The organism is Nitrosomonas europaea, assembly GCF_900167395.1.
Lineage (GTDB): Bacteria > Pseudomonadota > Gammaproteobacteria > Burkholderiales > Nitrosomonadaceae > Nitrosomonas > Nitrosomonas europaea.
On the sequence record NZ_FUWK01000020.1, the window covers coordinates 1 to 17,240 of the forward strand.

Sequence of the window (17,240 nt, forward strand, 5' to 3'; positions counted from 1 at the left end):
AACTTCGGAAACTCAGCCTGCAAGTGACGGCATACGTAAACCAGGTAGAAACTCTTGAACTGGCGAAAGCGCAATTGATGAAACAAAACGGTCAAGGTCATCAACTCCGACAAACTCAACCCGCTGCAGCGCTTGCGCTTCTTTACCCCTGTTTCCAGAAGGCGGCGTTCTAAAGCGGGCTCGAATTGGCAGCAGAAATCATCTATGAGACAAAAAAGTTCAGTTAAACTGTCCATGAGCGCCTCCTGAATGCGATTGATTTGTTTTTGGAAACATAATCTTACGCAAAAAGGCGGGCGCTCACTTCCTCTTTTCTTATCCCGAACTCAGGTTATTTACCATATCGATCCAAGCTTGCTGATATTCGAAATAACGGAAACTGCTGCATTAGACAATCTCCCCGGGACACGCAGCCTTTTACGTGATCTGAAGCAACTCGGCTGTGGCTTCGTCCTGGATGATTTCGGAGTGGGTTTTTCTTCTTTCTATTATCTGCGCGAATTACCGGTTGATGCAGTTAAGATTGACGGTACATTCATCCGTAATCTTGCCAACAATCCGGATGATCAGATACTCGTCAGTGCCCTGTGTACCGTAGCAAAAGGATTTGGCAAAAAGATCACTGCAGAATTCGTTGAAAGTAAGGAGATACTGGACATTCTGGATAGGATGGATATCGATTTTGCCCAGGGGTATTACATTGGCACACCTGTGCCGGCTGAAAATTTCTTTCCTGATCAAACAGATTGATAGAAAAATACCGGATAAAAAAACCGCCCGAAAGGGCGGTTAGAATATTCGAATCATATCTCTCTCAGTTTTTGTTGTCTTTTTCTGCCTTGTCTACGTTATCGGGCATGGAATCACGTTCCATCGACATGCTTGGCGGATATTGGGCAGGCTTTGGATCTCCGCAGGCAGTCAAAAAGGTTGTTACAGCCAGTGCAGCAGCCAATACAAGCGAAAGCTTCATTTTTTCATCTCCCATAAATTAAATATATAGTCTTTTTTGAGTCACTTTTTGCCTGGCTTCCATTACTGAAAAACCAGCGCACGTTATTTTTAGCAGAATCAAATTTTGTTGTCCAGTAAATTCGGAACAGACCTGATATTTATTTCTCTGTCAGCATATTCTGCTCATCCGACAATGATTTCATAATCATGCGTGATGTCCACTGTTGCCTTCAGCATCATAGAAGCAGAACAGTATTTCTCGGCAGAAAGACTGATCGCCCGTTCTATGTGTCGAGGGTCGAGATTTTTTCCTGTAATAATGAAATGCAGATGAATATGGGTAAACACTTTTGGATCTTCTGTTGCACGTTGTGCGTCCATCTCGACCTGACAACCGGTAATTACCTGTCGCCCCTTGCGCAGAATATGTACCACATCGAAAGCGGTACAGCCGCCCAGGCCCAGTAATATCATTTCCATCGGACGCGGCCCAAGGTTCTTTCCACCCGCTTCCGGCGCACCGTCCATCAATACGGAGTGTCCACTTCCGACCTGCCCGAGAAAACTGACTCCTTCCTGCCACGCAATATTTGCTTTCATTTACTTTAAAGATAAGTTGATAATGAATGAAAGATCTTTTCTTCCGATAATCTTGAAACTGCTATCAGCAGCAAAACAAATCCCGAGATTCAATAATTCCTCCCAGATATCCCCTTGCTCCACTCCCTTGATGATCCGATCAATGACAGCTGCCTGCAACAGTGCTTGTACCAGCAATGGATAGCGTATACGCTGAATTGCCCCCATCATCAGTTTTTGTCTGGCAGGCCATATTCGCAATGCTGTCATGGCCTGTTCGATCGTCATACCCCGGCTGGAATTTTTTAGCAGATGAATTTTTATCAGCAGACGAATCTGTTCCGACAAAATAGCCAGTATCAATGGAGGTGCCACCCCTTCCCCCTGCAACCCTTCCAGAATGTGGCGATAACGCACCATATCGGCCGTTAGCATGGTCTCCGGTAACTGCAGCACATCAAAACGGGTAACGTCGAGAATGGCATTTTTGACCTGTTCGAAAGTCAGTCGGCCGGGCGGATAGAGTAATCCAAGTTTGTGGATTTCCTGGTGAGCTGCCAGCAGATTGCCTTCCACCTTACCAGCAAAGAATTGCAGCGTATCCTGATCAATCATCTGATTCTGCCGGTCGAGACGCTGCTTTATCCAGTGTGCCAGCCGGTCACGCCCGACCGGTTTTACTTCAATCACCTGGCCTGCCTGTTCAAGTGCCTTGAACCACTTGCTTGCACGTCCCTGTTTATCGATTTCCGGCAGAGTAACGACAGTCACAGTATCACGCGGTAACTCCCGGCAGAATGTTTCGATCGCTACACCGCCTTCTCTGCCCGGCTTCCCGGAAGGAATTCGCAAATCGAGCATGCGTCTTTCACTGAATAGCGAGGATTGCCGCCCCCATTGAAACAGATTCATCCAGTCAAAACGCTGATCGGCAGTCAGGATCGTACGTTCGGTGTAGCCCTGCCCTCTGACATACGCACGGATCCCGTCAACGGCTTCCATTACCAACAGCAACTCATCCCCGAGTACCACATATAGTGGTGCAATACTTCCATCAAGCTGTCTGGCAAGATGCTCAGGATCCAATCGCATACGCTACTATCTTATCCCGCAGAGGTGACTGCCGAAACCTGACGAAGAATCTGTTGCACGGCATCTTTCTGCATATCCTTGTACAGCATCTCCTCCTCTGCCGCCTTCGCCAGCTCTTGTGCATCCAGGAAAGGAAGAATGCGGGTCAGTCTGATTTCCTGCAGAGACGCCAGTTCAGCATTGTGCGCATCGAGCAGCCGGGCAGCGACTCGATAGACCAGCTCAAACTCACGCACTCTTCCACTCTCTGACAGCGACAGGATTCTTTTTTCCCTGATTGCATGAACGATCTGAATGATTGCCTCGGATTTTTCGGCTTTATTGACGACCTTCGCCCGGGTATGTGTACTGATCACCCGTTCCAGATCGGAACCAATGGTCAGTCCTGCAGGTGCTGTGATGTAAACCCGTTCAAAAGGAAGTTCAGAAACCTGTCCCCGCAGTTTGAAACCGCAAGCAGCCAGATTCAGTACAAGCGAAACAGCCATCAGGGTTCGCAATGTCGTCATAGGTAAGACCTCTTCCGCTAAACAACGATATTGATCAGTTTTCCCGGCACGACGATGACTCTCTTGACAGGCCGGTAGGCTATACTCTTTTGTATATGCTCATCTTGTAATGCTGTTCGTTCAACAGCAGCCCGATCTGCTTCCCTGGCAATGCGTATCTGCCCGCGCAGCTTGCCATTGATCTGGACGACAATTTCAACTTCATCCTGAATCAATGCCTGATCATCTGCTTGCGGCCAGGGTTGATCGAGCAGTTCGGTACCCGGTCTCAGTTCACGCCACAATACATGACAGATATGCGGAACGATGGGTGAAAGCAGCAGCACGATATTCTCCAGTGCTTCCTGCATCAGTTGGCGTGCGGCCGGATGGGTGCCCTGTACATCGGACAGCTCATTCATCAGCTCCATGATGGCTGCAATCGCAGTATTGAACGTGTGACGCCGCTCAAGATCATCCGTCACTTTGACGATAGTTTGATGCAACTGGCAACGCAAATCCCGCAGATCAGCCGGGTATTCCTGATGCGGTACCAGAGTAGTAGTCGCAGCAGCTTCGCCATCCAGCTGTCTGTGCAAATAAACTTGTCGCCACAACCGCTTGAGAAAACGGAAAGCACCTTCGACACCGGCATCCGACCATTCCAGCGTTTGTGTCGGCGGGCTGGCAAACATCATGAACAGTCGCGCAGTATCTGCCCCATATTGCTCAATGATTTCTTGTGGATCGATCCCGTTGTTTTTCGATTTTGACATGGTGCCGATACCGCCGGATTCAACCGGTTGGTTATCCGCCTGCAAAACGGCGCCGACTCTTTTTCCTTCTCCATCGTGCTGCACATCCACTTCTGCCGGATTGAAATACTGGATACGCCCGCTGCTGGTTTTACGGAAAAATATCTCGTTCAGCACCATGCCTTGTGTCAACAGATTGGCAAAGGGTTCATCGAACGACACCAGCCCCAGATCGCGCATGACCTTGCTCCAGAAACGCGAATACAACAGGTGCAGAATGGCATGCTCGATCCCGCCGATGTACTGATCGACCGGCAGCCAGTAATTTGCCCGCTGGTCGGTCATGGCAGCAGACTGATCCGGACAGGCATAACGGATGAAATACCATGAGGAATCGACGAATGTATCCATGGTATCGGTTTCGCGGCGTGCCTGCCGCCCGCAACGTGGACAGGTACACTCATAGAATGAAGGTGTTTTTGCCAGCGGATTGCCCGAACCATCCGGTACCAGATCTTCTGGGAGTACAACAGGTAACTGGTCGTCTGCTACCGGTACTACACCGCAACTATCACAATGGATCAGTGGAATCGGACAGCCCCAGTAACGCTGACGTGAAATTCCCCAGTCGCGTAAACGATACCGCACCCGTTTCTCACCCAGCGCTTTCTGCCCCAGTTCCACTGCAATTGCATCGATCGCTTCCGGTGATGTCAGATCTGAAAACCGGTCGGAATTGAACGTTACCCCATATTCGGTAAAGGCCTGAACGAGTGGTACGGATAGCTCGCCATTTTCTGGCCTGATGACCGGTTTGATCGGCAGAGAATGCTGGCGGGCAAAATCAAAATCACGTTCGTCATGCGCCGGGACCGCCATGACAGCGCCTTCACCGTAGCTCATCAGTACATAGTTGGCGACCCATACCGGCAGACGCTCACCGGTCAGCGGATGCAGGACATACAACCCGGTGGCCATCCCTTTTTTCTCCTGGACAGCCAACTCCGCTTCCATGGTGGCACCCTGCCGGCAGGATTCAATGAAAGCCACCAGATCAGGCTGATTGTGTGCTGCATGTAAAGCAACCGGATGCTCTGCCGCAACCGCCACATAGGTCACCCCCATCAGCGTATCTGCCCGGGTAGTGAATACCTTAAGCGCTTGTGGCATGCCGGAAGCAGTATCCGGCGGGAACGTAATGTCCACACCAAAGCTTTTGCCGATCCAGTTGGCCTGCATGGTTTTTACGCGCTCCGGCCAGCCTGGCAGTTTTTCCAGGTCGGCCAGCAATTCATCTGCGTAGCGGGTTATCGCCAGGTAATAGCCCGGAATTTCCCGTTTTTCCACCACTGCACCGGTACGCCAGCCGCATCCGTCAATCACTTGCTCGTTGGCCAGTACAGTCTGATCAACCGGATCCCAGTTGACCACCTGCGTTTTCTGATAGGCAATACCCTTTTCCAGCATGCGCAGAAACAGCCACTGATTCCAGCGGTAATACTGTGGATCGCAAGTGGCCAGTTCACGCTGCCAGTCGATAGCAAACCCCAGACTTTGCAACTGGCTGCGCATGTAAGCGATATTGTCATAAGTCCATTTTGCGGGTGGCACTCCTTTCTGGATCGCAGCGTTCTCGGCCGGCAATCCGAATGCATCCCAACCCATCGGCTGCATGACGTTATACCCCTGCATGCGGCGATAACGTGACAATACATCCCCGATCGTATAGTTGCGCACATGCCCCATATGCAGCTTGCCGGAAGGATAAGGAAACATGGAAAGGCAGTAGTATTTTGGCCTGTCTGGGATCTCAGTCACATTGAAAATGTTTGTTTCCTGCCAGCTTTGCCGGGCTTGTCGTTCTATTTCCTGGGGATGGTATTTTTCTTGCATGGATAGATGATTTTCTGCCGGAATGATAAAACTGCGATTATACCTTTAAGGAACCTCTGATTAAGTTCTCCATGAGCCGCATTGCGGGCAAAATCGTGATGATTGCAAGAAGCACGAAGAAGATCGTAGCGTTGAAGGAGCAAGCCATTCAGATCTGACAGAAAACTTCTGGTGAGGAATCTCTCGCTGCTGTGTGTTCTTCCCGCAAAAGATAGGGCTACTTTGCTTGCCATCGGTATAATCCGCAGCATGAAAACCGATGATTTCGATTTCCACCTTCCCGATGAGCTGATTGCACAATTTCCGCTTGCAAACCGGTCAGACAGCCGGATGCTGTATGTGAACGGCAAGCACGCTGATTTGCGTGATGCTGCTTTCAGGAATCTGCCTGATTATCTCAAACGAGGCGATGTCATCGTGCTCAACAATACCCGTGTCGTCAAAGCCCGCTTGTCAGGCGTCAAATCCACCGGTGGTAAGGTTGAAGTCATGGTCGAGCGCATCCTGGACACTCATCGGGCACGGGTACTGATCCGTGCCAGTCATGCGCTGGTGATCGGCTCCACCCTGCTGTTGGAAAACAAGATAACCGCACAGGTGGAAGCACGCGAGCAAGATATTTATACCCTGTGCTTCATGCATTCACTGCCGCTGATCGAATTGCTCGATCAATTTGGACATACACCGCTACCGCCTTACATCGGGCGAAATGCGACTGTTTCCGATGAAAACCGCTATCAGACTGTTTTCGCACAGGAAAGCGGAGCCGTTGCAGCCCCTACTGCCGGCTTGCATTTTGATGAAACCATGTTGCAAACATTACGTACTCTGGGAGTGAAAATCATCTACGTCACGCTGCATGTCGGAGCGGGAACCTTCCAGCCGGTACGCGTGCAAAATATCGATCAGCATGTCATGCATACCGAGCCATACCATATTCCGACAGAAACGGTGGAAGCCATCCAAATGTGCAAATCTGCCGGTGGCAGTGTGCTTGCGGTGGGTACTACCAGCCTGCGCGCACTGGAATCCTGCATGCTGACTAACGATGGAACCCTGGTTGCCGGTGCTGGTGAAACCAATCTGTTCATCACCCCTGGTTTCCGTTTTCGCATCGTAGATCGGTTGCTGACCAATTTTCATCTGCCTCGCTCCACGTTACTGATGCTGGTATCGGCCTTCGCCGGAATGGAAACCATCCGCCATGCCTACCGGCATGCCATCGACAATCATTATCGTTTTTTCAGTTACGGTGACGCCATGCTGATCGACAGCCAGCCATGAAATTTCAACTCCACTGCCGTGATCATGAAGCCCGCCGGGGAACGCTGACACTTGCCCATGGCACGGTGGAAACTCCAGCCTTCATGCCGGTAGGTACCTATGGTGCAGTCAAAGGATTATCCCCGGATGAACTGCACACCCTGGGTGCCGGAATCATTCTGGGTAACACCTTCCATTTATGGCTGCGCCCCGGTCTGGAAGTGATCGGAGCACATGGGGGATTGCACCGGCTCATGAACTGGGACGGGCCGATCCTGACAGATTCGGGTGGATTCCAGGTATTCAGCCTGGGGGCACTGCGCAAAATCTGTGAAGAAGGTGTGCGTTTCCGTTCACCGGTCAACGGGGATACCTGTTTTCTGACACCGGAAGAATCCATGCGGATCCAGCAGGTACTGAATTCGGATATCGTCATGATATTCGACGAATGTACTCCCTACCCGGTCGATATGCAGATTGCTGAATCTTCCATGCAGCTGAGCCTGCGCTGGGCTGAACGTTCAAAAACAGCCCACGCCGGTAACCCGAATGCACTGTTCGGTATCGTGCAGGGAGGCATGTATGAGTCACTGCGCGATCATTCCGCGGCCGGGCTGTGTGCCATCGGTTTCGACGGCTACGCCATCGGCGGATTATCCGTGGGTGAACCCAAAGCAGACATGCAGCGCATCCTCAGACACACTGCACCGCAACTGCCCGCAGACAAACCACGCTACCTGATGGGTGTGGGAACACCCGAGGATATTGTCCATGCTGTAGCGCAGGGTATCGATCTGTTCGACTGTGTGCTGCCCACCCGCAATGCACGTAATGGCTGGCTTTATACCAGCCAGGGTATTCTCAGGCTGCGTAACAGCCGCTACCGGCTGGATACCTCGCCACCGGATGAACACTGTGATTGTTACACCTGCCGTCATTTCACACGTGCTTACCTGCACCATCTGCAGCGTACCGGCGAAATGCTGGGTGCCCGGCTCAACTCGCTGCACAACCTGCATTACTACCAGCGGCTCATGGCAAATATTCGTAAAGCAATCGAAACCGGTCAGTTTGAACAGTTTGCACGCAAATTTTCTGGTCAGGACTTCATGCTAAAATGTGCTTCAGTTTAATTCGCATCCATACCCAATCGAAGGAGAAGATCATATGCTCATAACAGAAGCTTTTGCCCAGACTGCCAATGGTGCAGCTCAGACTTCCGACCCCACCCTGATGAGCTTTCTGCCCATGATTGGTATTCTGGTCATTTTCTATTTCCTGCTGATCCGTCCGCAGACAAAACGAGCTAAGGAACAGAAAGAAATGCAGAATGGGTTACAGAAGGGAGATGAAATCGTCATCAGTGGCGGTGAACTGGGTCGAGTCGTCAGTGCTGGCGATAGCTACATCACCATGGAAATTGCAACCGGTGTCGAGATCATCGTTCTCAAATCCTCCGTTCAGACACTGTTACCCAAAGGAACGCTGAAAAGTGTCGAAACCGGTAAAAGCAATCGGGCACTGAAAAATAGCAGACAGAAAGCCGGCGAATCCCGTCAGGATGAACCTGAAGACAACGTAACGGAAACCAGTGAAGTTGAATCTTCCTCAGCACCCTCCAAACAGGATAGCGAAAAAAATTAGTTTAGCGGTATATCCGATCTCTATGAGATTGCAACAGCATTTCCGCCCTTTTTTCTTCTGAAACACTGGTTATCATGAATCGCTACCCCCTCTGGAAATATATCGTCATCGCCGTTTCAATACTGCTTGGATTGCTGTATACCCTGCCCAACTTTTTTGGTGAATCTCCCGCCGTCCAGATTTCACCCTTGCGGGCCGGCATTCAAACCGATATGGCCCTTCTGCAGCGTGCTGAACAAGTACTCAAACAGCATGGTCTCCCCTACAACGGAACGATACTCGAATCCACCGGAATCAAGATCCGGTTTTCCGATACCGATACCCAGATCAAAGCGCGGGATATTCTGGATGCTGAAGTGGGTAGTGATTACATCGTTGCCTTGAACTTGCTGCCGAATTCCCCTCAGTGGATGCGTCATATTGGTGCGCTGCCCATGTATCTGGGCCTCGACCTGCGGGGAGGTGTCCACTTTATGCTGCAGGTGGATATGGCAGGAGCATTGACCAAGGCACTCGACCGTTACAACGCCGATCTGCGCAGCACTTTGCGCGAACAGAGAATTCCTTCAGCCGGCATTGACCGGGATCGTTCGAGAATCATCATCAAATTCCGTGATGAACAGGCGCGTGAAAAAGCAATTTCTGAACTGGGAAAAACCTTTGAAGATCTCGCTTTTCGGTCGGAAGATGTCAACGGAGAGCGGCGCCTGGTTGCCTCGATCAAGCCTGAAGCACTGATACGCATGCAGAATACGGCAGTTCAGCGCAATATCACCACTCTGCGCAACCGGGTGAATGAGCTGGGCGTGGCAGAGCCGATCATCCAGCAGGCAGGCGCCGACCGGGTGATCGTGCAGTTGCCGGGTGTGCAGGATACCGCCAAGGCCAAGGATATTCTGGGCAGAACCGCCACACTGGAAGTACGCATGGTCGACGAGGACGGCGATATCGATGCCGCATTGCGCGGATCAGTACCTTCCGGGACTGAACTGCTTTCCGAGCGTGGAGGAGGACATCTGCTGGTCAAAAAACAGGTATTGCTCACTGGTGATCGCATCACGGATGCTCAACCCGGTTTCGATCAGGACAGACAGGCCGCCGTCCACGTTACCCTGGATAACAACGGTTCACGAATTTTCAAGCAGCTGACACGTAATAACGTAGGTAAGCGTATGGCTATCCTGCTGGTAGAGAAAAATGTGACTGAAGTCGTCACCGCTCCGGTCATCCGGGAAGAAATCGGTGGTGGGCGTGTACAGATCAGCGGACAGATGAACAGTATCGAAGCACGTGACGTAGCCTTGCTGTTACGTGCCGGTGCTCTGGCTGCGCCCATGGAAATCATCGAGGAGCGTACCGTCGGGCCAAGTCTCGGCGCTGAAAACATAGAAAGAGGATTCAATTCGACTCTGTATGGCTTCCTGATCGTATCCGTATTCATCATGATTTATTACTCGGCTATCGGTGTCATCTCTGTCGTGGCACTCGCTACCAACTTGTTGTTTCTGATCGGATTGCTTTCGATCTTACAAGCTACACTGACACTCCCCGGAATGGCTGGAATGGCGCTGACCGTGGGGATGGCAATCGATGCCAACGTACTGATCAACGAACGGATCCGCGATGAATTACGGCATGGCGCCACACCCCAGGCTGCTATCCATGCCGGGTATGAGCGTGCATGGGATGCAATTATCGATACGAACCTCACCACATTACTCGCCGGTCTCGGTCTGATGATGTTTGGTAGTGGGCCGATAAAAGGCTTCGCCGTCGTATTGTGTCTGGGAATTCTGACCACGCTTTTCAGCGCTGTCACCGTTTCGCGCGCAATGGTCAATCTGTTTTACGGAAATCGTAAACTGACGCATGTCCCGATCGGAGCCATCAAAATACTGAAAAAAAGCAGCAGCAAACGTTAAATATTTACTGAAACCGGATAACCATGGATTTTTTCAGATTCGAACGCGACATTCCTTTTACCCGCTGGGGAAAGTTTTCAATGACTTTCTCCCTGATTATCTCCATCCTGGCGATTTATTCCCTTACCACAAAAGGGTTGAATCTCGCAGTAGATTTTACCGGCGGTACGGTGATGGAAATCAGCTACCAGCAGCCTGCCAATCTCGATAAGACGCGTAAAATCCTTGCCGGCATCGGAATGTCTGATGCAATCGTACAGAATTTCGGAACATCCCGTGACGTCATGATCAGGCTTCCCGTCAAGCTGGAACACGCCGGGGGTAATCTGTCCGAAACGGTCATGACTGCACTCAAAGTGGATGACCCCTCAGTTGAGATGAAGCGGGTAGAGTTCGTGGGTCCGCAAGTGGGTGACGAACTGCTGGAAAACGGCCTGCTGGCGATGCTGTTTGTTTCCATGGGTATAGTCGCTTATCTGGCTGTCCGATTCGAATGGAAATTTGGTGTCGCCTGTATCGTAGCCAATCTGCATGATGTGTTGACTATCTTAGGCTGTTTCTCCTTTTTTCAATGGGAGTTCGATCTGACCGTTCTGGCTGCCGTGCTCGCGATACTGGGTTATTCCGTCAATGAATCCGTCGTTATCTCCGACCGGATTCGGGAAAATTTCCGCAAACTGCGCAAAGCAACCGTAACAAGAATCATCGATAATGCCATCACTGAAACCATGTCACGCACGATCATCACACATGGCAGTACACAAATGGTCGTTATTTCCATGTTCCTGTTCGGGGGAGAAGCGCTGCACAACTTTGCACTGGCACTGACCATCGGTATTCTATTCGGCATTTACTCATCGATCATGATTGCCAGCCCGATACTGCTATTACTGGGCGCCAAACGGGAAGATCTGGTCAAACCCGAACGCAAACCGCAAGAAGAAGCCTTACCATAAAGCTGTTTTTGTGGGCTTTCCGGTTACATGATTTTTTTGTATTCATAGGATGATATCCGTGGCAGGACTCAATCCACAAACACCTGTTCCGACAGAATTGAAACTGCACCGTAAATCCGGTGTACTAAGCGTGACCTTCAACGATGGCAAGGCATTCAACTTTCCATGTGAATTTTTGCGTGTCTACTCACCTTCTGCTGAAGTTCGCGGCCATGAGCCCGGCCAGGAAATTCTGCAGACCGGCAAGAAAAATGTAACCATAACCCATATCGAGCCGATTGGCCGCTATGCGGTCAGGCTGGATTTTTCTGATGGTCATAACACCGGGCTATATTCCTGGGATTTGCTCTATGATTACGGACTGAATCAGGAAACCATGTGGCAGGATTACCTGCAGCGACTGCAGGCTGCCAGTGGCAGTCGCGAAACAGGATAATCCTGTTACCCAGACATCGATCAACCACTCAGTACAACACATCTCCAGAATGACGAATTCCACACACTTTGGTTTCACAACCGTCTCGGAAACGGAAAAAGCCCGCAAGGTTGCGGAAGTGTTTCACTCTGTAGCAGCACGCTACAATCTGATGAACGATCTCATGTCCATGGGATTGCACCGCTTGTGGAAGCGGTTTGCGATCGATGTCAGCGGTGCCAAACCCGGGGATAAAGTGCTCGATATCGCAGGTGGAACTGCTGATCTGACCCGGCTTTTTCTTGAAAAAACAGGTAGCACAGGCGAAGTCTGGTTGACAGATATCAATAACTCCATGCTGTCGATCGGTCGTGATCGTATGCTGAATGACGGCAAAAGTGTACCGGTTGCACAATGCGATGCTGAAAAGCTACCCTTTCCGGATAATTATTTTGATCGGGTGTGTGTCGCTTTCGGTTTGAGAAACATGACGCATAAAGATGCGGCTCTTCGGGAAATGTGGCGGGTACTGTCTCCGGGAGGATCACTCATCGTACTGGAATTTTCCAAGGTATGGAAACCCTTGCAGCCTCTATATGACACTTATTCGTTCAAGGCACTACCCTTTATGGGAAAAATCGTTGCCCGTGACGATACCAGCTACCGCTACCTTGCCGAATCCATTCGTATGCACCCTTCTCAGGAAGAACTGAAACAGCTCATGCAGCAGGCTGGTTTTGAACGAGTCGAGTATTTCAATCTTACTGCGGGAGTCGTTGCACTCCATCGCGGCTATAAATTCTAAATCGTACGTTCCCACAACCTGCCGGACAGCCTTCTCCTGCAAATCAGGGTCCGGCAGGCAACGCAGATCCTATAACAGCCCGTCAGCCTTGCGCTTTGCCAGCAGACAGATCAGATCACAGGCGATATGGGCTGCCGCAAGCGCCGTTATCTGGCTGTGATCATAGGGAGGCGATACTTCTACGATATCCATGCCAATCAGGTTGATTGCCGTAAGACCACGAATGATTGCCAGTGCCTGAGCAGTAGACAATCCTCCACAAACCGGCGTACCGGTACCTGGCGCATAGGCTGGATCAAGGCAGTCGATATCAAAAGTAAGATATGCCGGTTGAGTTCCGACGATGCGCTCGATTTCTGCAACGACCGCATCCGTGCCCTGCCGGTGTATCCGATCGGCATCCAGAATATTGATCCCCATGAAATCATCATTCCAGGTGCGAATACCGATCTGAACGGAACGTTTGACGTCGATCAGACCCTCCCGCACCGCTTTGTAAAACATGGAGCCATGGTTCAGTGAAGCGAGTGAATCATCCGGCCAGGTATCACAATGCGCATCGAAGTGAATCAACGACAGCGGAGCACCTGTCTTTTCCACATGCGCCTGCAGCAACGGATAGGAAATCGAGTGATCACCGCCGAATGTCAGCATACGTGCGCCAGAGGCCAGAATATGCCGTGCATGGTCAACAATCGCACCATGGATCGTCAGCGGGTTATGCACGTCGAGAAAACAATCGCCAGAATCGATCACGGCAAGATGTTCGAATGGATCGAATCCCCACGGATAAGGCTTTAACGAAGCAACTTCGGCAGAAGCCTGACGAATCCCCAGCGGGCCAAAACGTGCACCGGAACGATAAGACACCGCCAGATCCAGTGGAATACCACTGATTACCAGTTCGGCACCCGTCAGGTCTTTGCGGAAATTGCAGCGCATAAAAGAAAGCATGCCCGAGAAGGTCGGTTCACGCAGCATGCCATAAGGTGTTTTACGCGCTATCGCACCATCGATTCTGATCTGATCATCATCCGACATGATGCAGCTCCGTTCTCATTTCAAATTTTCCATTGGATTCCAAAAGCGGGAAACAGCCTTGCAGAATCTGACAGATTGAAAATAATCTCATCCTTCCTGAACGGAATCATTGCGTCCATTGCGGATACTATCCAGAATCAACAGGAATGCACCGCAAAATATGGCTGAATCAGCCAGATTGAATGCCGGCCAATGATAACCGTTCAAATGGAAATCCAGAAAATCAACGACATGCCCAAGCATGATACGATCCCAGAGATTGCCCAGTGCCCCTCCCAGAATAAGGCTCAGCGCGAAGCAGAACAGCCGGTTGGCCGTATTCTTATACAGCAGATAAACAATCAGGACAGATACGAGAACAGCGATGGTACTCAAGAACCATCGCTGCCACCCGGAAGCATCACTCAGGAAACTGAAGGCAGCACCGGCATTATAGGTAAGTACGAGATTGAAAAATTCCGTAATCATAATCTGCTGACCATATGTCAGATTGAGCTCCACCCAGCGCTTGGTGAGCAGATCCATCACCAGAATGATTACCGCCAGAGTCAGGCTGAAATAAAGTTTCATCGTACGCCCTTCTATATTTTTTCGATGAGTGTTCCCGGGTAATCAGGCAAAACGACGATATTCACCGGAACCTGCCAAATTGCTTACACAACGGCTGCACAACGAAGAATGTTCGGGAACTGACCCCACATCCTGCCGATAATGCCAGCAACGTTCACATTTCATATGCGGACTGGCTGTCACCCGGATAACTTCCCCAGCCGCATCATCCACACGCTGCAAATGAACCTCGGACGTAATCAGTACGAACCGGAGATCATCTCCCAGTGAGTCGAGCAATGCGAAATCTTCACCCGCTGCATGGATTTCAACGATGGCAGCCAGTGAAGAGCCGATTTCACCCTGGATACGCGCATCTTCGAGCTGTTTCAGCACCCTGGCACGCAGTTCACGCAGCCGCTGCCAGCGCGGTATCAATATCTGTGCATCGGACAGTATTTCTGATTGATCGGGAAAGCAATGCCAGGTATGCAGAAATACGCTGTCTTCTGCTGATTCACCCAGCTCCTGCCAGACTTCTTCTGCGGTAAAGCTCAGCACGGGTGCAAACAGACGTACCAGACTGTGCACGATATGATAGAGCGCATTCTGAGCCGAACGCCGCGGAATTCCATTTGCCATTGAGGTATAAAGGCGATCCTTGAGAATATCCAGATAGAACCCGCCCAGATCTTCGGAACAGAAATGGTGCAACCGGGCAACTGCCTGATGAAACTCGTAACGCTCGTAAAACCCAAGCAGATCATTTTGTAATGCTGCTGTATAAGCGAGCATGTAGCGATCGATTTCCACCCATTCTGCCGGTGGTAATGCATCCGCAGCAAGATTGAAATCTGCCAGATTAGCCAGCAGAAAGCGCAAGGTATTGCGAATACGCCGGTAGGTTTCGACTGTACGCTTGAGAATTTCATCGGAGATGGACAATTCACCGGAATAATCCGTAGAAGCTACCCAGAGCCGCAAAATATCGGCACCGAGTGTATCGGCAATTTTCTGCGGGGCGATGACGTTACCCTTCGATTTGCTCATTTTGTAGCCCTGCCCGTCTACCACGAAACCATGTGTGAGCAAAGCGGTATAAGGCGCACACCCATCGATCGCACACCCCGTCAGCAGTGATGACTGGAACCAGCCACGATGCTGATCGGAACCTTCCAGATAAAGATCGGCCGGATGCCGCAACTGTATGTTCTGCTTCAATACGGTCTCATGAGTGGTACCGGAATCAAACCAGACATCGAGCGTATCCGTCAGTTTCTGGTAATGCTGTGCTTCCTCTCCCAACAATTCGGTCGCATCGAGGCTGAACCATGCCTCGATCCCCTGTTGTTCGACCAGGCCGGCCACCTTCTCCAACAGCTCAGGTGTACGCGGATGCAGTGTATGGGCTTCCTTATGGATAAAAAAAGTCATTGGAACACCCCAGTTACGCTGGCGTGAAATACACCAGTCAGGCCGGTTTCCGATCATGGCTTCCAGCCGCGCCCTGCCCCACGCCGGATAAAAGCGCGTAAGCTCCACCGCACGAAGAGCGAGATCCCGCAGCGATTCCCCGAAAGATTGTGATTCAGCAGTCTGCCGCTGCATGCCAATGAACCATTGGGGTGTTGCGCGAAAAATGATCGGGGTTTTATGTCGCCAGCAATGAGGGTAGCTATGCTCGATCTCTTCGGCATGCAGCAGATGTCCACTACTGCGCAAGGTATCGATCACAACATCATTGGCCTTCCACACGAACATTCCCCCGACCAGTGAAATCTGTTCTGAGAATTTACCGTCGCCTTTGACCGGGCTGTCACTGGGCAGGCCATACTGCTGACCAATGAAGTAATCATCCAGCCCGTGAGCCGGTGCGGTATGGACGAGGCCAGTACCCGCCTCCAGTGTCACATGTCGTCCGCAGATCACTTTGACGATACGATCGGCAAAAGGATGTTGCAAGGATAGCCCTTCCAGTGCCAGGCCTTTGCAAGTCGCTACTACCCGCCCTTCGAGCTGGTAACGGGCAAGACAGGCATTCGTCAGCTCGGAAGCCAACAGCAACCAGCCGCGGGAAGTGCTGACCAGACTGTAATCGAACTCGGGATGCACACATACCGCCTGATTGGCCGGGAGCGTCCACGGCGTCGTCGTCCAGATCACGGCAAAAATACGGGTACCCGCCGGAATTTCTGCTGCCATGACGCCGGCAAGCGGATGACAGACATCCTTTCGCCCGATTATTTCAAACCCGACATCGATCGCGGGCGAGCGCTTGTTTTCATATTCCACCTCGGCTTCCGCTAAGGCCGAGCCACAGTCGATACACCAGTTGACCGGTTTCTGTCCCTGATAAAGGTGGCCATTGCGAAAAATTTTCCCGAGTGCACGGATGATACCTGCCTCGATCGCATAATTCATCGTGAGATAGGGGTGCTCCCAGTCACCCAGGACTCCCAGCCGCATGAAATCAGCCTTCTGTCGATCTATCTGTTCCTGCGCAAAGGCCCGGCACAGTTTGCGCACCTGATCAGCCGGCAGGTGCTTGCCATATTTTTTTTCAATCTGATGCTCGATTGGCAGACCATGACAATCCCAGCCCGGAACATACGGTGCATCAAAGCCCGACAGCGTTTTACTCTTGATGATGATGTCCTTGAGGATTTTATTGACGGCATGGCCGATATGAATGTCACCATTGGCATAGGGCGGGCCATCATGCAGAATGAACTTCGGCCGTCCCTGGCTGATTGCACGGATTTTCCGGTAAAGATTTCTTTCCTGCCAGGCTTTGAGCATGGCGGGTTCGCGCCGAGCCAGATCCCCTCGCATGGGGAAAGATGTATCCAGCAGATTGAGTGTTTTCTTGTAATCGATCGTCATT

The 17,240-nt window shown here is 51.1% G+C and carries 16 protein-coding genes and 1 pseudogene; 8 read left to right on the forward strand and 9 right to left on the reverse strand.

The window, feature by feature from the left end:
* A pseudogene (locus B5D58_RS07335) lies at positions 1-236 on the reverse strand (IS982 family transposase); the annotation flags it as partial.
* A gap of 13 nt (positions 237-249) precedes the next feature.
* Here B5D58_RS07335 and B5D58_RS07340 point away from each other — a divergent pair.
* Positions 250-750 carry an EAL domain-containing protein gene (locus B5D58_RS07340; protein WP_041356677.1) on the forward strand — a complete coding sequence of 167 codons (501 nt, stop codon included), beginning with the start codon at positions 250-252 and terminating at the stop codon, positions 748-750.
* Positions 751-814: 64 nt separating this feature from the next.
* Here the strand turns inward: B5D58_RS07340 and B5D58_RS13955 are convergent, their stop codons facing one another.
* From B5D58_RS13955 to leuS, 5 genes are all read right to left on the reverse strand, one after another.
* Complete coding sequence (locus tag B5D58_RS13955; protein ID WP_173251262.1) at positions 815-973, reverse strand: hypothetical protein; 159 nt, start codon at positions 971-973, stop codon at positions 815-817.
* A 164-nt stretch (positions 974-1,137) separates the two neighbouring features.
* Positions 1,138-1,554: an OsmC family protein gene (locus B5D58_RS07345; protein ID WP_011111727.1), complete on the reverse strand. Its 417-nt coding sequence runs from the start codon at positions 1,552-1,554 to the stop codon at positions 1,138-1,140.
* Positions 1,555-2,625 (reverse strand): DNA polymerase III subunit delta, encoded by a 1,071-nt coding sequence (gene holA / locus B5D58_RS07350; protein ID WP_011111728.1) that lies wholly within the window; start codon positions 2,623-2,625, stop codon positions 1,555-1,557.
* 11 nt (positions 2,626-2,636) lie between these two features.
* The gene (locus tag B5D58_RS07355) at positions 2,637-3,134 is read right to left on the reverse strand and encodes an LPS-assembly lipoprotein LptE (RefSeq protein ID WP_011111729.1); all 498 of its coding nucleotides are present in this window, start codon (positions 3,132-3,134) and stop codon (positions 2,637-2,639) included.
* 17 nt (positions 3,135-3,151) lie between these two features.
* Entirely contained in the window at positions 3,152-5,761 is a 2,610-nt protein-coding gene (leuS, locus tag B5D58_RS07360) for a leucine--tRNA ligase (RefSeq protein ID WP_011111730.1), read from the reverse strand.
* A 249-nt stretch (positions 5,762-6,010) separates the two neighbouring features.
* On the opposite strand from leuS, the gene queA reads away from it, so the two are divergent.
* The 7 genes from queA (at position 6,011) to ubiE (ending at position 12,766) form a co-directional block, all read left to right on the forward strand.
* Positions 6,011-7,045, forward strand: a complete 1,035-nt coding sequence (queA, locus tag B5D58_RS07365) for a tRNA preQ1(34) S-adenosylmethionine ribosyltransferase-isomerase QueA (RefSeq protein WP_041357138.1) — start codon at positions 6,011-6,013, stop codon at positions 7,043-7,045.
* Positions 7,042-8,157 carry a tRNA guanosine(34) transglycosylase Tgt gene (tgt, locus tag B5D58_RS07370; protein WP_011111732.1) on the forward strand — a complete coding sequence of 372 codons (1,116 nt, stop codon included), beginning with the start codon at positions 7,042-7,044 and terminating at the stop codon, positions 8,155-8,157. Before queA ends, tgt begins: the two co-directional genes overlap by 4 nt.
* 34 nt (positions 8,158-8,191) lie before the next feature.
* On the forward strand, positions 8,192-8,668 hold the full coding sequence (gene yajC, locus B5D58_RS07375; protein ID WP_011111733.1) for a preprotein translocase subunit YajC: 477 nt from the start codon (positions 8,192-8,194) through the stop codon (positions 8,666-8,668).
* A 74-nt stretch (positions 8,669-8,742) separates the two neighbouring features.
* The gene (secD, locus tag B5D58_RS07380; RefSeq protein ID WP_011111734.1) at positions 8,743-10,590 is read left to right on the forward strand and encodes a protein translocase subunit SecD; all 1,848 of its coding nucleotides are present in this window, start codon (positions 8,743-8,745) and stop codon (positions 10,588-10,590) included.
* A 23-nt stretch (positions 10,591-10,613) separates the two neighbouring features.
* Positions 10,614-11,546, forward strand: a complete 933-nt coding sequence (gene secF / locus B5D58_RS07385; RefSeq protein ID WP_011111735.1) for a protein translocase subunit SecF — start codon at positions 10,614-10,616, stop codon at positions 11,544-11,546.
* A 58-nt stretch (positions 11,547-11,604) separates the two neighbouring features.
* Positions 11,605-11,982 carry a gamma-butyrobetaine hydroxylase family protein gene (locus B5D58_RS07390; protein ID WP_011111736.1) on the forward strand — a complete coding sequence of 126 codons (378 nt, stop codon included), beginning with the start codon at positions 11,605-11,607 and terminating at the stop codon, positions 11,980-11,982.
* 49 nt (positions 11,983-12,031) lie between these two features.
* Complete coding sequence (ubiE, locus tag B5D58_RS07395; protein ID WP_011111737.1) at positions 12,032-12,766, forward strand: bifunctional demethylmenaquinone methyltransferase/2-methoxy-6-polyprenyl-1,4-benzoquinol methylase UbiE; 735 nt, start codon at positions 12,032-12,034, stop codon at positions 12,764-12,766.
* 69 nt (positions 12,767-12,835) lie between these two features.
* Here ubiE and speB read toward each other — a convergent pair whose 3' ends face one another.
* The 3 genes from speB to ileS all read right to left on the reverse strand — a co-directional run bounded on the left by speB (position 12,836) and on the right by ileS (position 17,239).
* The gene (gene speB, locus B5D58_RS07400; RefSeq protein WP_011111738.1) at positions 12,836-13,807 is read right to left on the reverse strand and encodes an agmatinase; all 972 of its coding nucleotides are present in this window, start codon (positions 13,805-13,807) and stop codon (positions 12,836-12,838) included.
* A gap of 87 nt (positions 13,808-13,894) precedes the next feature.
* On the reverse strand, positions 13,895-14,377 hold the full coding sequence (lspA, locus tag B5D58_RS07405; protein WP_011111739.1) for a signal peptidase II: 483 nt from the start codon (positions 14,375-14,377) through the stop codon (positions 13,895-13,897).
* A 42-nt stretch (positions 14,378-14,419) separates the two neighbouring features.
* The gene (ileS, locus tag B5D58_RS07410) at positions 14,420-17,239 is read right to left on the reverse strand and encodes an isoleucine--tRNA ligase (RefSeq protein ID WP_011111740.1); all 2,820 of its coding nucleotides are present in this window, start codon (positions 17,237-17,239) and stop codon (positions 14,420-14,422) included.
* Position 17,240: the final 1 nt, after the last annotated feature.